The 17,830-nt window shown below is 55.5% G+C and carries 15 protein-coding genes; 9 read left to right on the top strand and 6 right to left on the bottom strand.

Translation table 11 applies throughout. From position 1 onward, the window contains the following. The first annotated feature begins 91 nt into the window (after nt 1-91). Nucleotides 92-1,018: a LysR family transcriptional regulator gene (locus tag JLG71_RS04890; RefSeq protein WP_025107408.1), complete on the top strand. Its 927-nt coding sequence runs from the start codon at nt 92-94 to the stop codon at nt 1,016-1,018. Here the strand turns inward: JLG71_RS04890 and JLG71_RS04885 are convergent. Next, nucleotides 1,005-1,697, bottom strand: a complete 693-nt coding sequence (locus JLG71_RS04885; RefSeq protein WP_200914303.1) for an aspartate/glutamate racemase — start codon at nt 1,695-1,697, stop codon at nt 1,005-1,007. The genes JLG71_RS04890 and JLG71_RS04885 overlap by 14 nt on opposite strands. Before the next feature lie 136 nt (nt 1,698-1,833). Here JLG71_RS04885 and JLG71_RS04880 point away from each other — a divergent pair, with 136 nt between their 5' ends. The 6 genes from JLG71_RS04880 to JLG71_RS04855 all read left to right on the top strand — a co-directional run bounded on the left by JLG71_RS04880 (nt 1,834) and on the right by JLG71_RS04855 (nt 8,082). Beyond that, entirely contained in the window at nt 1,834-2,160 is a 327-nt protein-coding gene (locus JLG71_RS04880) for a cupin domain-containing protein (protein WP_004853896.1), read from the top strand. 495 nt (nt 2,161-2,655) lie between these two features. Then, nucleotides 2,656-3,546, top strand: a complete 891-nt coding sequence (locus JLG71_RS04875; protein ID WP_014226679.1) for a carbohydrate ABC transporter permease — start codon at nt 2,656-2,658, stop codon at nt 3,544-3,546. After that, nucleotides 3,539-4,441, top strand: a complete 903-nt coding sequence (locus JLG71_RS04870; RefSeq protein WP_014226680.1) for a carbohydrate ABC transporter permease — start codon at nt 3,539-3,541, stop codon at nt 4,439-4,441. The genes JLG71_RS04875 and JLG71_RS04870 overlap by 8 nt, the downstream gene beginning before the upstream one ends. Before the next feature lie 12 nt (nt 4,442-4,453). Then, the gene (locus JLG71_RS04865; protein ID WP_014226681.1) at nt 4,454-5,581 is read left to right on the top strand and encodes an ABC transporter ATP-binding protein; all 1,128 of its coding nucleotides are present in this window, start codon (nt 4,454-4,456) and stop codon (nt 5,579-5,581) included. A gap of 16 nt (nt 5,582-5,597) precedes the next feature. Continuing rightward, nucleotides 5,598-6,884 carry an ABC transporter substrate-binding protein gene (locus tag JLG71_RS04860; protein WP_004105307.1) on the top strand — a complete coding sequence of 429 codons (1,287 nt, stop codon included), beginning with the start codon at nt 5,598-5,600 and terminating at the stop codon, nt 6,882-6,884. 70 nt (nt 6,885-6,954) lie between these two features. Continuing rightward, nucleotides 6,955-8,082 (top strand): oligogalacturonate lyase family protein, encoded by a 1,128-nt coding sequence (locus JLG71_RS04855; RefSeq protein ID WP_077265696.1) that lies wholly within the window; start codon nt 6,955-6,957, stop codon nt 8,080-8,082. Nucleotides 8,083-8,192: 110 nt separating this feature from the next. On the opposite strand, the gene JLG71_RS04850 is transcribed toward JLG71_RS04855, so the two are convergent. The 3 genes from JLG71_RS04850 to JLG71_RS04840 all read right to left on the bottom strand — a co-directional run bounded on the left by JLG71_RS04850 (nt 8,193) and on the right by JLG71_RS04840 (nt 12,355). Beyond that, nucleotides 8,193-9,539: a carbohydrate porin gene (locus tag JLG71_RS04850; protein WP_049078707.1), complete on the bottom strand. Its 1,347-nt coding sequence runs from the start codon at nt 9,537-9,539 to the stop codon at nt 8,193-8,195. A gap of 122 nt (nt 9,540-9,661) precedes the next feature. Then, a complete protein-coding gene (locus JLG71_RS04845) occupies nt 9,662-11,095 on the bottom strand; it encodes a glycoside hydrolase family 32 protein (RefSeq protein ID WP_049078706.1) in 1,434 nt (477 codons plus the stop codon). A gap of 18 nt (nt 11,096-11,113) precedes the next feature. Further along, nucleotides 11,114-12,355: an MFS transporter gene (locus JLG71_RS04840; protein WP_014226685.1), complete on the bottom strand. Its 1,242-nt coding sequence runs from the start codon at nt 12,353-12,355 to the stop codon at nt 11,114-11,116. A 240-nt stretch (nt 12,356-12,595) separates the two neighbouring features. On the opposite strand from JLG71_RS04840, the gene JLG71_RS04835 reads away from it, so the two are divergent. Continuing rightward, nucleotides 12,596-13,591: a LacI family DNA-binding transcriptional regulator gene (locus JLG71_RS04835; RefSeq protein WP_048260335.1), complete on the top strand. Its 996-nt coding sequence runs from the start codon at nt 12,596-12,598 to the stop codon at nt 13,589-13,591. Here JLG71_RS04835 and araE read toward each other — a convergent pair whose 3' ends face one another. Both araE and kduD read right to left on the bottom strand, forming a co-directional pair. Further along, nucleotides 13,592-15,010 carry an arabinose-proton symporter AraE gene (gene araE, locus JLG71_RS04830; protein ID WP_014226687.1) on the bottom strand — a complete coding sequence of 473 codons (1,419 nt, stop codon included), beginning with the start codon at nt 15,008-15,010 and terminating at the stop codon, nt 13,592-13,594. A 311-nt stretch (nt 15,011-15,321) separates the two neighbouring features. After that, a complete protein-coding gene (kduD, locus tag JLG71_RS04825; RefSeq protein WP_004124661.1) occupies nt 15,322-16,083 on the bottom strand; it encodes a 2-dehydro-3-deoxy-D-gluconate 5-dehydrogenase KduD in 762 nt (253 codons plus the stop codon). Nucleotides 16,084-16,625: 542 nt separating this feature from the next. On the opposite strand from kduD, the gene JLG71_RS04820 reads away from it, so the two are divergent. Next, nucleotides 16,626-17,801 carry an oligogalacturonate lyase family protein gene (locus JLG71_RS04820; protein WP_049083396.1) on the top strand — a complete coding sequence of 392 codons (1,176 nt, stop codon included), beginning with the start codon at nt 16,626-16,628 and terminating at the stop codon, nt 17,799-17,801. The last annotated feature ends 29 nt before the right edge of the window (nt 17,802-17,830 follow it).

Raw genomic sequence — 17,830 nt, 5'->3', positions numbered from 1 at the left:
GATTACGCCACAGCGCGTACGCAATAAAAAATATCGTTTTATTGCCACTCTATGCAAAAATGATATGGCTTGCGCCACTTAAGGAACCCCCATGCCCGCCGTCAACCTGCGTCATATTGAAATCTTTCATGCGGTGATGACCACCGGCAATCTGACCGAGGCCGCACGCATGCTGCATACCTCGCAGCCCACCGTCAGCCGCGAGCTGGCGCGTTTTGAAAAGGTGCTGGGGTTGACGCTGTTCTCCCGCACGCGCGGGCGCCTGCAGCCTACGGTTCAGGGATTACGTCTGTTTGAAGAGGTGCAGCGATCCTGGTACGGTCTGGACAGAATCGTCAGCGCCGCAGAAAGCCTGCGCGAGTTCCGCCAGGGCGAGCTGTCGATAGCCTGTCTGCCGGTCTTCTCCCAATCGCTATTGCCGCTGCTGCTGGCGCCGTTTTTAGCGCGCTACCCGGACGTCAGCCTGCAAATTGTCCCCCAGGAATCACCGCTGCTGGAGGAGTGGTTGTCGGCCCAGCGCCACGATCTGGGATTGACGGAAACCCTGCATACCCCCGCCGGAACCGAGCGTACGCCGCTGCTGACCTTGAATGAAGTGTGCGTACTGCCGCAGGGCCATCCGTTAGCGGCTAAGCCGATGCTGACGCCTGCGGATTTTCACGGCGAAAACTACATTAGCCTGTCGCGCACCGATAGCTATCGCCAGCTGCTCGATGCCCTGTTTGTCGAACATCAGGTCAAACGGCGGATGGTGGTGGAGACGCACAGCGCCGCCTCCATCTGCGCGATGGTAAGAGCCGGGGTCGGCATTTCGGTGGTTAACCCGCTCACCGCCCTCGATTATGCCGGGAACGGCGTGGTGGTACGCCGCTTTAGCGTTGAAGTGCCTTTTACCGTTAGCCTGGTGCGCCCGCTGCACCGCCCCGGCTCCGCGCTGGTCGATGCCTTCGCCCTGCATTTGCAAAACAGCATGTCGCGTATCCTGACGCCGCTCGAAGCGGTACTCACGACAGCATAAACTCCACCGCGTCCGCCGCGTGAATCGCGGCCGTATCAAACACCGGCAGCGGGCTGCTCTCTTCCGGCACCAGCAGGCCGATTTCGGTACAGCCGAAAATCACCCCTTCCGCCCCCTGCTCCGCCAGGAGCTCGATGACCTGAAGATAGTAGTAGCGTGAATGCTCGCTAAAGACGCCGAGGCACAGTTCATCAAAAATGATCTGGTTAATCCGCTCACGATCTTCAGCCTCCGGGATCAGCGTGTCGATAGCGAACTGCTGCTGCAGGCGGCCGCGATAAAAATCCTGCTCCATGGTATAGCGGGTCCCTAATAGCGCAACGCGGTTCTGCCCTTTCGCGGTAATCGCCCGTCCGGTCGCGTCGGCAATATGCAAAAACGGCACATCGCAGCGCGTTTCAATCGCCTGCGCGACTTTATGCATAGTGTTGGTACACAGGACAATCCCCTCTGCGCCCGCCTGCTGCAGGCCGGCCGCCGCCTGGGCGAGGATCTCGCCCGCGCGCTGCCAGTCGCCGCTTGACTGGCAGGCTTCAATTTCGTGGAAATCCACGCTGTGCAGCAGCAGGCTGGCGGAGTGCAGGCCGCCGAGGCGCGCTTTAATACCTTCGTTAATCAGCCGGTAGTAAGGAATCGTCGATTCCCAGCTCATGCCGCCTAACAGACCAATCGTTTTCATCATCCCTCCTTGTGTGAGGTTTTCAGTAAAACAAAGTTGTGATCGACTTTCCACTTCTCCCGACGATCGTTTCCTTTTAGAAGATTATGCGATAGATTAAATGAAACATTGTTTCATTTAATTACAGGACCAGCGGATGTTTATTTTTCATAAAGAGACCACCCTTGAAGATCTGGGCAATGGCGTCACCCGCCGCATCCTTGCGCACGATGGCAAGATGATGGCGGTTGAAGTGAACTTCGAAGCGGGCGCTATCGGGCCGATGCATAATCACCCGCACGAGCAGCTCACCTATGTGCTCTCCGGCGAGTTTGAGTTCACCATCGGTGATGAAAAGCACGTGGTCAGCGCCGGCGATACGCTCTATAAGAAGCCGGAAATTATGCACGGCTGCGTCTGCCTGAAGCCGGGCACGCTTCTTGATACCTTTACTCCCGTTCGTCAGGATTTTCTGCAAAAGTAATTTCTCCTGCCCCAGGGCATGCCAGGCGTGCCCACCATTTTCTGAACTTTTCCGCTAATAATAATTGTCATAAAGTATGTCGTAGCATAATGATTAGCAGAGCAATTAATCCCGCCTGAATAGCCTCACTGCGCCTGCCGCTCATCCTTTTCTATGACCTGGCTTCCTGCAAAATGCGCGCGCCAGCACCTTTTTGAAACATCGTTTCGACTTTGATCACATTTCCGCGATCAACCGAATGACTCCGTAATAAATAGCAATAAAATAAAATTAAAACGGCGTTTTACAAAATCAGGACGCCGGGTAAGACAAAATCAAAAAACAGATGTTCTCCAGGGACGACAAGCGCGCAAAAGCGCTCAACACACGCACCGTTAACAAGGAATGATTTACCGCTGACATACCAGGAACGCATTAACTTTCCGGCGGCACGGGCCGCGGGAAAGGCAGTAACCCCGAATCCGTATTACAAACTCGTAAGCCAGGTAGGTATGTATGAATGAAAACAGAATGCTGGGATTGGCATGGATATCCCCCTATATCATAGGGTTGATAGTCTTTACCGCCTTTCCCTTTGTTTCATCTTTCTTCCTCAGTTTCACTGAGTACGATTTGATGAGTCCACCGGTGTTTAACGGCATCGAAAACTATCGCTACATGCTGACCGAAGATGGCCTCTTCTGGAAATCAATGGGCGTGACGTTTGCGTATGTCTTTTTAACCATCCCGTTAAAGCTGGCTTTCGCGCTGGGGATCGCTTTTGTCCTCAACTTTAAGCTGCGCGGCATCGGTTTTTTCCGTACCGCCTACTATATCCCGTCCATTCTCGGTAGCTCGGTGGCGATCGCCGTTCTGTGGCGCGCGCTGTTTGCTATCGACGGCCTGCTGAACAGCTTTATCGGCGTACTTGGCTTTGACCCGGTCAACTGGCTCGGCGAGCCCTCGCTGGCCCTGATGTCCGTCACCCTGCTGCGCGTCTGGCAGTTCGGTTCGGCGATGGTCATCTTCCTTGCGGCGCTGCAGAACGTTCCGCAATCACAATATGAAGCGGCGATGATCGATGGCGCGTCAAAATGGCAGATGTTTATGAAGGTCACGGTGCCGCTGATCACGCCGGTGATTTTCTTCAACTTCATCATGCAGACCACTCAGGCGTTCCAGGAGTTTACCGGCCCGTACGTCATCACCGGCGGTGGCCCAACCTACTCCACCTATCTGTTCTCGCTCTATATCTACGACACCGCCTTTAAGTACTTCGATATGGGCTACGGCGCGGCGCTGGCGTGGGTACTGTTCCTGGTGGTCGCGGTCTTTGCCGCCATTGCGTTTAAGTCTTCAAAATATTGGGTGTTCTACTCCGCCGATAAGGGAGGCAAAAATGGCTGATATCCAACAAATCTCTGAAGCAAGGGACATCGCCGAACGTGAAGTCGCGCGGACGCTGCGTCGTGAAAAAGTCAGCCGCTCGATTCGCTACGTGATCCTGCTGTTCGTCGGCCTGCTGATGCTCTACCCGCTGGTATGGATGTTCTCGGCGTCGTTCAAACCGAACCACGAGATCTTCACCACCCTGAGCCTGTGGCCTGCCCACGCGACATGGGATGGCTTTATCAACGGCTGGAAAACCGGCACCGAGTACAACTTCGGCCACTACATGCTGAACACCTTCAAGTATGTGATCCCGAAAGTGCTGCTGACCATTATCTCCTCCACCATCGTGGCCTACGGCTTTGCCCGCTTCGAGATCCCGTGGAAGAAATTCTGGTTCGCCACGCTGATCACCACCATGCTCCTGCCGAGCACCGTACTGCTGATCCCGCAGTACCTGATGTTCCGTGAAATGGGCATGCTGAACAGCTATCTGCCGCTGTACCTGCCGCTGGCCTTCGCCACTCAGGGGTTCTTCGTCTTCATGCTGATTCAGTTCCTGCGCGGCGTTCCGCGCGACATGGAAGAAGCGGCGCAGATTGACGGCTGCAACTCCATTCAGGTGCTGTGGTACGTGGTGGTGCCGATTCTGAAACCGGCGATTATCTCGGTGGCGCTGTTCCAGTTCATGTGGTCCATGAACGACTTTATCGGTCCGCTGATTTACGTCTACAGCGTGGATAAATACCCCATCGCGCTGGCGCTGAAAATGTCCATCGACGTCACGGAAGGCGCTCCGTGGAACGAAATTCTGGCAATGGCGAGCATCTCCATTCTGCCGTCCATCATCGTGTTCTTCCTGGCACAACGCTACTTCGTACAGGGCGTTACCAGCAGCGGAATTAAAGGTTAAGAGGGAAATATCATGGCTGAAGTTATTTTCAACAAACTGGAAAAAGTCTACTCCAACGGCTTCAAAGCGGTACATGGTATCGATCTGAAAATCGCGGACGGCGAGTTTATGGTTATCGTTGGGCCGTCCGGCTGCGCCAAATCCACTACCCTGCGCATGCTGGCCGGTCTGGAAACCATCAGCGGCGGCGAAGTGCGGATTGGCGAAAAAATCGTGAATAACCTCGCGCCAAAAGCGCGCGGTATCGCGATGGTCTTCCAGAACTACGCGCTCTATCCGCATATGACGGTGCGCGAAAACCTTGCCTTCGGCCTGAAGCTGAGCAAGCTGCCGAAAGATCAGATTGAGGCCCAGGTAAACGAAGCGGCGAAAATCCTTGAGCTGGAAGAGCTGCTGGACCGCCTGCCGCGTCAGCTCTCCGGCGGCCAGGCACAGCGCGTGGCGGTTGGCCGCGCGATTGTGAAGAAACCGGATGTATTCCTGTTCGATGAACCGCTCTCTAACCTTGACGCCAAGCTGCGCGCCTCGATGCGCATCCGTATTTCCGACCTGCATAAGCAGCTGAAGAAATCCGGTAAACCGGCGACCACCGTGTACGTTACCCACGATCAGACCGAGGCGATGACCATGGGCGACCGCATCTGCGTGATGAAGCTGGGCCATATCATGCAGGTGGATACCCCGGACAACCTCTATCACAAGCCGAAAAACATGTTTGTGGCCGGGTTTATCGGCGCGCCGGAGATGAATATTCGTCCCAGCAAGCTGGTTGAGCAAGCGGGTCGCCTGCATCTGACCGTTGGCGACGGGCTGCTGCCGCTAAACGACAGATTGCAGAGTAAGGTCGAGACCCATAAGAACCAGCAGGTGTTCTTTGGCGTCCGCCCGGAGTTCGTCTCCATCTCCGATGAACCGTTTGCTGAAGGCTCCTGCGCCGGTGAAATGGTGCGGGTGGAAAACATGGGCCATGAATTCTTCGTCTACCTGAAGGTTGCCGATTATGAACTGACCGCCCGCGTGCCGTCCGATGAAGCGAAGCCAATGATTGAGAAAGGGCTTCATCGCACGGTGCATTTCAAGTTCGATCTCAACAAGTGTCATATCTTTGACGCCAAAACTGAACAGAACATCTCTCTGTGAACCCTGGAGTATTAAAATGAAAAAAGTGCTTTTAAGCGCCGCAATCTCCGCAACTTTGGGCCTTACCGCGTTACCTTCCATGGCGAAGGATGTCGACCTGCGTATGTCATGGTGGGGCGGCAACGGCCGCCACCAGGTAACCCTGAAGGCGCTGGAAGAGTTTCATAAACAAAACCCGGATATTAATGTTAAAGCGGAATATACCGGCTGGGACGGCCATCTTTCGCGCCTGACCACGCAAATCGCCGGCGGCACGGAGCCGGACGTGATGCAAACTAACTGGAACTGGCTGCCGATCTTCTCGAAAAACGGCGAAGGCTTCTACGATCTGAATAAGATGAAGGACGTAATCGACCTGAGCCAGTTTGATGCCAAAGAGCTGCAAACCACCACGGTGGACGGCAAGCTTAACGGTATCCCTATTTCCGTCACCGCGCGCGTGTTCTACTTCAACGACGAGACCTGGAAAAAAGCCGGCGTCGAGTACCCGAAAACCTGGGACGAGCTGATGGCGGCGGGTAAAACCTTTGAGAGCAAGCTGGGTAAACAGTATTACCCGGTGGTGCTGGAGCACCAGGACACCCTGGCGCTGCTCAATTCATATATGATTCAGAAGTACAACCAGCCGGCTATCGACGAAAAAACCAAGAAATTCTCCTACAGCAAAGAGCAGTGGGTCGAATTCTTCCAGATGTATAAAAAGCTTATCGACAGCCACGTCATGCCGGACACCAAGTACTATGCCTCGTTCGGTAAGAGCAATATGTATGAAATGAAGCCGTGGATTCAGGGCGAGTGGGCGGGGACCTATATGTGGAACTCCACCATAAACAAATACTCCGACAACCTGAAGCCGCCGGCGAAGCTGGAGCTGGGCAGCTATCCGATGCTGCCGGGCGCTACCGACGCGGGTCTGTTCTTTAAACCTGCGCAGATGCTCTCCATTGGTAAATCCACCAAAAATCCGGAAGCGGCGGCGAAGGTGATCAACTTCCTGCTGAACAGCAAAGAAGGCGTTGAGACGCTGGGACTTGAGCGCGGCGTGCCGCTGAGCAAAGTCGCGGTGCAATACCTGACCGAAAACGGCGCGATCAAAGAGGACGATCCGGCGGTATCAGGTCTGCGCCTGGCGCAGTCCCTACCGGCCAAACTCTCGGTGTCGCCATACTTTGATGACCCGCAGATCGTCGCCCAGTTTGGCACCTCTCTGCAGTACATCGACTACGGGCAGAAAACCGTAGAAGAGACGGCAATTGACTTCCAGCGTCAGTCTGACCGCATCCTGCGCCGCGCGATGCGCTAACAACCCGTTATCGGTCCCTACCCCGCAGCTCCGGCTGCGGGGTATTTTTTTAGCAAGGAGTGAATGAATCATGAAAGGCAAAATCATCCCGCTGAGCTTTCTGCATACGCAGGACAGCGAAACCGGTCACCAGGTGATCCGGATGACGCCACCGCATGTTATCTGCCACCGCAACTACTTCTATCAAAAATGCTTTACCCGGGACGGCAGCAAGCTGATTTTCGGCGGCGCGTTTGAAGGCCACTGGAACTACTATTTACTCGATATCGCTGGCCAACAGGCCACCCAGCTCACCGACGGGCCGGGCGATAACACCTTTGGCGGTTTCCTTTCCGCCGACGACCGGTCGCTGTGGTACGTGAAAAACAACCAGCAGCTGCGCCGCGTGGATCTGGCCTCGCTGGAGGAGCAGGTGGTGTATCAGGTGGATGACCAATGGGTGGCCTACGGGACCTGGGTCGCCAATAGCGATTGCAGCCAGATGGTGGGTATCGAAATCAAAAAAAGCGACTGGCAGCCGCTGACCGACTGGGGCAAGTTCCGCGCATTCTACTTCACCGAGCCAGAGTGCCGGCTGATTAATATCGACCTGCGCAGCGGCGAGCAGCGCGTGGTATTGCAGGAAAAACGCTGGCTCGGCCACCCGATTTACCGCCCGTTTGATGACGGCACCATCGCCTTCTGCCACGAAGGCCCGCGCGATGCTATCGATGCCCGAATGTGGCTTATCAACGCTGACGGCAGCCATATGCGCAAGGTTCGCCAGCACCGGTCGGGAGAGAGCTTTACCCACGAATTCTGGGTGCCGGATGGATCCGCGCTTTACTATGTCGCGCATCAGGAAAACGATCCGCACCGCTATCTGTATCGCGCCGACCCGGCAACGCTGGAAAATCGCCAGCTGATGGCCATTCCTCCCTGCTCACATCTGATGAGCAATCACGATGGCACCCTGGTAGTCGGCGACGGCGCGCCGCACAGCACCGGCGATATACAGCTTAACGATCCGTTTATCTGGGTGTTTGATATTGCCGCCGATAAGCAGACTGCGGTGTGCCGCCACGACTCCACCTGGAAAGTGATTGAAGGCGAGCGCCAGGCGACGCATCCGCATCCGTCATTTTCACCGGATAACCGCTGGGTGCTGTTTACCTCCGATAAAGAGGGTATGCCGGCGCTGTATCTGGCGGAGGTGTAGTGATTCGGCAACGTCCCGGCTCGCGCGGTGCTTAGCCGGGCTACATGTTCACAGCCGTCTGCGATCCAGTAGCCCGGGTAAGGCGTTTACGCCGCGACCCGGGAAGACCGTCAGAAGAAATATTTAAACCGCACCCGCGCGCCGTAGCGTTCATCGGTATTGCCGCTTTTCGCTGCCGATGAATCGAGCCATGACGCATAGGCTCCGAGATAAATATTAAAGTTCGGCATATCCATAATATTCGGCAGATGCCATGAGGTATGAATGGTGTGAATGTCGTAGCGCCCCGGCGCCAGAATCGCGCAGTCGCTATCGCACTCCGCGTTGACGCCGGACATATTAAACTGGTCGATTTTGTTATGCGCATAGATATAGCCCAGCTCCACGCGATGCCATAACGCATTGATACCGGCGCTGAAATCCTTTTCGTCCGCCGCGTCCAGATACGCGGTGCTTAAGTTCACCACCGCCCCGTCCTCGGCATCGGTTTTCAGCGTGTTCCAGCTCATCGTCATGCCGTAGCCGGTGCGGCTGGACTGATCGACCCAACGTCCATTCTGATTCTCATAACCGTAAGCATTATTAACGAGGTTACTCTCCATCGCCGCCGCCACCGACCAGGCGCCGGATTGCCAGGCCGCGACCGGACGCACGTAAACCACATTTTTACGGTTATCCAGCGCGTTGCCGTGATAATTCTGGTCCACGAACAGCGAGCTGCCGTCCTCCACCAGCGTATTCACCTCAAAATACCAGTTATCGAGATTTTTACTCAGCAGGAAGTTGCCGCCGCTGCTGCTGCGTCCGCGCCCCTCTTTCATCATATAAATATAGCCGTAGCCGTCGCTATACAGATCGTTCGCCGTGTTGCCGGAATATTCAACAAACGTATCCTGATTAAGCGGGAACATATCGTAGGCTTCGAAGCGACCGATTTTAATTTTCCAGTCGTCCTGCTGACCGAAGAAAAAGGCTGCATCATCAAGATTCATTTTACCGTTCATATCCGCCAGCGGCTGCACGCTGAATCCGGCATATTTACCGTTAGCCCCTTTGCGTAATCCATCAAAGCCCAGAAGAATACGGCCGTTAATATCCCAGCGCTCTTTATCTCCCGGCGCCCAGTTTTTATTGGCGCTGGTTTTCACCGACGTCAGGCTACCGGTGCGGCTGGCGCCGTCCATATTAAACTCAACGTCGCCATAGAATTTTAATTCACCATAATCATTAAGTTGTAAAGCGGGTTTAGCCGGTGCGGCGCTGGCCACCGTCGTCGCTTGTGCCTCCTGTTTTTTTAGCGCGCGGATTTCCGCCTCCGCGCTGGCCGCCCGCTGCTCTGTCGCCTTTAGCCGTTGTTCCATTTGCGCCAGCCGCTCCTCAAGGGATAACGGCGCCTGAGCATTAGCCAGAGGGGTAAATAAAGACGTCAGAACACACCCGACCCAGATTTTATTCATCGGAATAACCCTTTATTATTTAGTTAAATAGTATTTTTTATTTATGGGTAAAGCTCGACGACAGTGACAATAATAACCCGCCCATCCTCGAAGACGGGTTATTAACAACTATTCAGTAAAACTTATTCCAGCTGCCAGGCGCCGGCTTCGGTTAAATAAGCCGAACCGCTCCAGGCAAATAAAGCCAATTCGCGACGATCGGCATCCGGATATATACGACTGCTAAGACAGGCCTCGCCATCATTAACAAACACTTCGACGGAAGAGCTATCGAAGAATATCCTTAGCTGCAGATCGGCGCTTTCGTTCAACGGGACGCTGCGGGTGCCGCACAGGCCATACTGCGGATAGTGCCGCTCGAGCACCAGGCGCTGCATCTGCGCATCCACGTAAACGCGCAGACCTTCGCCGAAGCTGAGGCCATACTGCTCGGCGCTGCTGTTCAGGCCATCCCAGTGCAGGATCACCTCCATCGCTTCGCAGTTCTCCACCATCGTGGTCTGCTGGTTTTTCAGGGTCGTCACCGGCCACGGGAAGCTGGCGCCGCGCATGCTCTCGACCTCTTTCGCCGGACGCATCTGCAGTCGATTATCCGCGCTCAGGCTCAGTTCACGCGGCAGCGACAGCATGCCTGCCCAGCCGTCCTGCTGCTCCGGCAGCGGCGACTCCCACATATCCAGCCAGCCGATGACAATGCGGCGGCCATCGGGAGTGAGGAAGCTTTGCGGGGCATAAAAGTCGTGGCCGTGATCCATTTCCACAAACTCGCCCTCACGCACAAACGCCTGCCCCGGCCGCCATTCACCGAGCAGATAGCCGCTCTGGAACAGATTGCGGTTTTGATAGCCTTTAGCCGCCAGCCCCTGCGGAGAGAACATCAGAATATGCTTGCCGTTGAGGGCGAAGAAGTCCGGGCATTCCCACATGTAGCCCATCTCTTTTTCCGCCTCATCAAGGACGCCGGCATCCTGCCACTGGCGCAGATCGGCTGAACGATACAGCCGCACCTGGCCGGTGTCGCCATCGCGAGCGCCAACGATCATGTACCAGCTGTCCCCTTCTCGCCACACTTTCGGGTCGCGGAAATGGTGCATGCCCGGCGGAGTGTCGACCACGATCCCCTGGCGCTCGAAGTGAATGCCGTCGCGGCTGGTAGCCAGACATTGCACCTGATAAAGGTTGGCTTCATCGCTGGGATCGCCATGAAATTTATGCCCGGTATAAATCAATGCCAGCGTATCGCCATCCACCACCGCGGAGCCGGAGAAGCAGCCGTCTTTATCCTCGGGGCCTTCCGGGGCCAGCGCCACCGGCAGATGCTCCCAGTGCACCAGATCTTTACTGCGCGCGTGACCCCAGTGCATCGGCCCCCATTTGGTGGAGTACGGATGGTGCTGGTAAAACGCGTGGTACCAGCCGTCAAACCAGACCAGGCCATTGGGATCGTTGATCCAGCCCGCACGGGCGGCCAGGTGATAGCGCGGATACCAGCGCAGGTTCAGCTGTTCATGTTTAGCCTGCAGTTCTTGCTCAGCCCGGGAAATTGAATACGTCATATTCATTACTCTTTTGATTCAGATAGCGGAAGTTTGCGGCATTAGCGGGTCCGAAGAGGACTTACTGGAGCGCAACAAGAAGATGGAGATAAAGGTGGTGCAGAACACCAGCAGTCCCATAATCAGATAGGACTGGGCGAAGCCGTATTTCTCATAGCTATAGCCAGCGAGCGGCGACAGAACCGTCGCGATAACCGAGCTGGTGCAGGCAAAGCCGACCAGATACAGCGTGGATGAAAGACGCTTGTCGAAGTTTAAGCTGTTGTATTTAAAGATAGATACCAGCAGTACCGGCAGTTCGACGGCGTGGAGCAGCTTGGTGATGGAGATCAGCAGCGGCCCCTCCACCAGCCCGGAAGCCACCATACGCATGGCCATCACCATTCCGGCGAAGATCAGGCCGTTTTTCGCGCCGACGCGGTTAACCAGCCACGGTGCGCAGAACATACCGGCGGCTTCCAGGAACACCTGGAACGAGTTCAGGTAGCCGTACATCGCGTTGCCTTCCTGCAGGGTCGGGAACTGGGAAGAGAAGTAGACCGGGAACTGCTGGTCATAAACGCCGTAGATACAGGTGCCGATGACGAAGAAGACCAGCGCCCAAAAGCGCGGCAGGGTCAGCAGACGCAGGGCGTCTTCCAGCGTGACTTTACCGCCGGATACCGCCTCCTGCATGGCATGCGGCGCGGAAGAGACCCGCAGTCGCGCCAGTAGGAAAAAAAAGACCAGTCCGGAGCAGCTGGCCACCGCGAAGTTTAAGTGCGGGTTAATGTTGAACAACAAACCGGCGAAGAAGGTCGCCACCGCCCAGCCCAGCGAGCCCCACATCCGCGCCTTGCCGAATTCAAACTGGCTCTGGCGCGCGACGCGCTCGGTGTAGGATTCCAGCACGCCGATACCGCCGTTAAAGGTCAGTCCGATATAAATCCCGCCGAAGATGCTGCCGAGTAAGACGTTAATTTTGAGGAGGTAGCCAAACGCCATATAGGCCGGGCCGGAGAGGATCAGCAGTACGGTGATGTACCAGAGCAAATTTTTACGCAGGCCGAGTTTGTCCTGAATAAAGCCGTAGCACACCTGCGCGAAAAGCGCGGAGACGGAAAGCACTGAGAAGATAATTCCCGTATCCCCCGGCTTAAGTCCCACTTCCTGATGTAGCCAGATAGAGAGCAGCGAACCTGAAGAGGACCAGGTCACGAAAAAGAAAAAGAGTAACGCACTGAGTAACGGATAGCTGTGAGAGTGATGCGCTTTCATCATGACATTCTCATGTTGGAGTAATGCTATTATGGTAACGTTAACAAAAAGCGAAACTCACTTCGTTTTGTTGCGATTCATGATGTTAATCACAAAAGTTAACGTTAACATAAAGGAGATGAGATCTCGATCAAATATTCATCTTCTTCGCTCGCGCTACGTGTACGATAGAATATTGTATGATCCTTTTACATCAGTAACTTAGTTGACCCCGCTGCTGGCGGCAAGGGTGGAGCACTTAATATGGCATCTCTGAAGGATGTAGCAAAGCTGGCGAATGTCTCGCTAATGACGGTCTCCCGGGCGCTTAATAGCCCGGAAAGGCTCAAGCCGGAGACCCTGGCTCGGGTCCAGGCGGCTATCGAAGAGACCAACTACGTCCCCGACCTGTCGGCGAAGAAAATCCGCGGCGCTCACGCGACGCCAAACACCATCGGTGTACTGGCGCTGGATACCGTCACCACGCCGTTTTCGGTGGAGATTACGCTCTCCATCGAAGAGACCGCGCGAGCGCACGGCTGGAACAGCTTCGTGGTCAACATGTTCTCTGACGATAGCCCGGACGCTATCGTCGACCTGCTGCTCTCCCATCGTCCGGACGGCATTATCTACACCACTATGGGTCTGCGTCAGGTACCGCTACCGGCCAAGCTGTTAACCCTCCCCTGCGTGCTGGCCAACTGCGAAAGCCTGCACGACCCGGTGGCCAGCTATATCCCGGACGACGAACAGGGTCAGTATACGGCGGTGCAGGCTCTACTGGCCGCGGGCTATCGCCGGCCGCTGTGCCTGCATCTGCCGGCGAATCATCTGGCGACCGTCCGCCGCCGTCAGGGGCTGGAACGCGCCTGCCGGGAAGCGGGTGTTGACCCGGATACGCTCGCTCACTGCTATATGGCCTACGGCGATGAGCACTATCGCGATATTCCCGCTGTCGTGCTGGCCCATATTCAACAGCACAAGCCGCAGTTCGACTCGGTGATTTGCGGCAACGACCGCATCGCGTTTATGGTCTATCAGACGCTGCTGGCGCGCGGGCTGCGCATTCCGCAGGATGTGGCGGTGGTGGGTTATGACAATATGGTGGGGATTGGCGATCTGTTTTTCCCGTCGCTCTCAACGGTGCAGCTACCGCACTATGATATCGGGCGCCTGAGCGCCCAGCACATTATTAACGGCGACAGCCATCGGGAGACGGTAAAAGTAGCCAGCCCGTGGCTGCCGCGCGAGTCGTTGTAATTAATTGCCGATATTGCGCAGCTTCTCGCCGGACATCAGCCTGCGTTCAATATGCTCCAGGGTGACGTTTTTGGTTTCCGGGATCAGCCAGAACGTCACGCCGATAAAGGCGACGTTCAGCGCGGTGTAAAGCCAGAAGGTTCCTGCCGCGCCGATCGCGTCCAGCAGCGTCAGGAAGGTCGCGCCGATAATCATGTTCGACACCCAGTTGGTGGTGGTTGAGCAGGTGATACCGAAATCGCGGCACTTCAGCGGCTGAATTTCCGAACACAGGATCCACACCACCGGCGCGGCGCTCATCGCATAGCCGGCAATACACATCATGGTCATCCCCACCGACAGCCAGGAGAGACCGCTGGAGGCGGTGCCGTTATCAAACTGCATCAGACAGTAGCCCAGCACCAGCGTGCCGATGGCCATCACGCTAAAACCGATTTTCAGCGCCGGCTTACGTCCGGCCTTATCGACGGTAAAGACGGCGATAAAGGTAGCGAACATAAAGGTCAGGCCAACCACCAGGGTCGCGACCATCTGCTGTTCGGTGGTGGTGAAGCCCGCCATTTTAAAGATGCGCGGCGCGTAGTACATGATGATATTCATACCGGTAAACTGCTGCATCGCCTGCAACAGCATGCCGAGGAATACCGCCCGCCGCACGTTGCGGTTGACCTTAAACAGCGCCCAGCCGCCCTGCTTCAGCTTCAGGCTTTCGCGGATCTCGTTGAGCTCGTCACGGGCTTTTTCTGACGTGTCGCGCAGCATCCGCAGCACCTCTTCCGCTTCCACGTGACGCCCTTTTTCCGCCAGCCAGCGCGGGCTGTTCGGCAGGAAGATCACCAGAATAATCAGCACCACCGCCGGCAGCGCCAGTACGCCAAGCATCGCCCGCCAGTTGCCGCTATAGCTGAACGCGGTGTCGGAGAGAAACGCCATCACGATACCCAGCGTCACCATCAGCTGATACATGCTGATCATCTTGCCGCGCACGTTTTCGCTCGCCATTTCCGACAGGTACAGCGGCGCGGTATAAGAGGCGATCCCCACGGCGACCCCGAGAACGATCCTTGCCACCAGCAGCATTTCGACGCTGGTCGCAAATGCGGAGCCCACGGAACCGGCAACGAACAGCACCGCCCCCACCATCAGGCTGTATTTGCGCCCGAGGCGGAAAGAGAGCCAGCCGTTAAATAACGCGCCGATGGCGGCTCCCAGCATCATGCTGCTCACCACCCACTCCTGCAGGCGGCTGGATAAAACAAAATGATCGGTAATAAAGGGCAGCGCCCCGGCAATCACCCCGATATCGAGGCCAAACAGCAACCCTGCCACCGCGGCGGCAATGGAGACAAACTGATTCATGCGCCGGGTATCGCGCTGCGTACGCGGCATGGTTGTAGAGTCGTGACTGAGAGTGGTCATTTTTTTCCTGCCAGACGAAGTAAGACATACGATGAAACTACGGGATCGGCGGCGTAAGGTGTCAGGCAGGACACGCCAAAGATATGGATTAAGTTGCTACAGGCAATGGTTTTGTGATGGACATTCAACTTTCATAAGAGCAGAAAATAAACATTTCATCTTCAACAACCCCTGTTACATATAGATACTTACCTCAAAAACAAATAAACCATATGGACTATTTCAGTTTCATCATATGGACAATTGTTATTCAGACATAAAAAAACCCTGCCGAAGCAGGGTTCCATTTTGCGCTGATAACGCGGCAAATATTAGCGCGCCAGCCAGCCGCCATCCACCGCGACGGTGTAGCCATTGATGTAGTCAGAAGCGCTGGAGGCCAGGAAGACCACCGGCCCCATCAGGTCGCTCGGCAGACCCCAGCGTCCCGCCGGGATACGGTCGAGGATCTCGCTGCTGCGCTGTTCGTCGGCGCGCAGCTGCTGGGTATTGTTGGTCGCCATATAGCCCGGCGCCAGCGCGTTGACGTTGATGCCGTGCTTCGCCCACTCGTTCGCCAGCAGACGAGTCACGCCCATCACCGCGCTTTTTGACGCCGTGTAGGAAGGTACGCGGATCCCGCCCTGGAAAGAGAGCATCGAGGCAATATTGATAATCTTGCCGCCGGTCCCCTGGGCAATAAAGTGCTTCGCCGCCGCCTGAGACATAAAGAACACGCTCTTAATGTTCAGGTTCATCACGTCGTCCCAGTTTTTCTCGCTGAATTCGATCGCGTCTTCGCGACGGATCAGGCCGGCGTTGTTAACCAGGATGTCGATATGGCCGAACTCCGCCACCGCGCGCTCCAGCAGCTGCGGTATACCGTCAATCTGGCGCAGATCGGCGGTCAGGCTGAGAAAACGACGGCCCAGCGCCGTGACGCGCTCAATGGTTTCCGTCGGTTCAACAATATTGATACCCACGATATCGCAACCGGCTTCCGCCAGGCCCACCGCCATGCCCTGGCCCAGACCCGTATCACAACCGCTCACCACGGCTACTTTGCCCTGCAGGGAGAATGCGTCGAGAATCATACTTGGTTCCTTAATCTTTCAGAGCCTGTGTAGGTACAGGCAAGGTTCTGATAGTCCAGCCTGCGGCTTGTGCAGACCCTTATGGTTTGAAGAACTCGCAGGGATTGCCCCTTCTAAAAATAAAACAGAGTTCCGTTTTACAGTGAGCACATCTTAGCCCCGGCTAAAGTCATTTTCAATTATTATTAAAACATCGTTTCAATTTTAAGACTGTTAAATGTTAAAAATGCAAAACAGATCACGAAGCGGTGATTGATAAACCGTGAAACTCCTATTTAATTCAATAAAATACAATGAGTTACTCAAACTTTAAAAAAAGACGGCGGATCGAAAAAAAACGGCAGGAAAACAAAGAGCGCGGGGATGCCGGCCGTACTGTCAGCAAAAAAGCGCGATCTATAGCAAGAAGTTGTTGCGAATTGCGTCCGTCATCACAAATAATGAAACGATGTTTTGATAAATTAACACCCATCTTTTAAATCTACTTCCACTGGCCGGTCAACGCAGGCGGGCGACATCTCAGGAAGGAAAAGGAGTACATCATGGCTAAAGGCATGCGGGTTAAACTGAATTATGACGTCAGCCGCGATCCGGACACCGGCGCGGAGATCACCCGCTTAACCCCACCGGAAGTAACCTGTCATCGTAACTATTTCTATCAGAAGTGTTTTTTTAACGATGGCAGCCACCTGCTGTTTGCCGGCGAATTCGACGGCAACTGGAACTACTATCTGCTGGACCTCGCAAAGGCCGAGGCGGTGCAGCTAACGGAAGGCGCCGGTGATAACACGTTTGGTGGTTTCCTTTCTCCGGATGATAAATCCCTTTATTACGTGAAGAACGACCGTACGCTGCTGGAGGTTAACCTCACCACGCTGCAAGAGCGTGAAGTGTATCGCGTCGCCGATGACTGGGTGGGCTACGGTACCTGGGTGGCCAACAGCGATTGCACCAAACTGGTTGGCATCGAGATTGCCAAAAGCGACTGGACGCCGCTCAACGACTGGCAGATCTTCCATGATTTCTTCCACAAAGGCCCCCACTGCCGCCTGCTGCGCGTCGACCTGCAAACCGGCGAAAGCAGCGTGATCCACGAAGAGAAGAAATGGCTGGGCCATCCAATTTACCGTCCGTTCGATGACCATACCGTCGCCTTCTGCCATGAAGGGCCGCATGACCTGGTCGATGCGCGGATGTGGATGGTAAATGAAGACGGTAGCAACGTGCGTAAAGTCAAAGAGCACGCGGAAGGCGAAAGCTGCACCCACGAATTCTGGGTACCGAACGGCTCCGCGCTGGTGTACGTCTCTTATCTGAAGGGCCAGCAGGGCCGGACGATCTACAGCTTCAACCCGGATACCGGCGTTAATGAAGCGGTGATGCAGATGCCGGCCTGTTCGCATCTGATGAGTAACTTTGACGGCACGATGCTGGTTGGCGATGGTTCCGGTACCCCGGTGGACGTCAAAGACACCAGCGGCTACACCATTGATAACGACCCGTATCTGTACGCTTTCGATGTCGCGAAGCAGGCCTATTTCCGCGTTGCGCGTCACGATACCTCCTGGGCAACCGTGGCCAATAGTCGCCAGGTTACCCACCCGCACCCGTCCTTTACGCCGGACGATAGCGCCATTTTGTTCAGCTCCGATAAAGACGGCAAACCTGCCGTGTATATCGCGAAGCTGCCGCCCCAGCCTGAGATGCTGAAGGCATAGCGTTAGCCACTGTTTGAGTTAGTGTTTCT

Source organism: Klebsiella michiganensis, from assembly GCF_015139575.1.
Taxonomy (GTDB): Bacteria; Pseudomonadota; Gammaproteobacteria; order Enterobacterales; family Enterobacteriaceae; genus Klebsiella; species Klebsiella michiganensis.
This window is presented reverse-complemented; position numbering and strand designations above follow the sequence as displayed.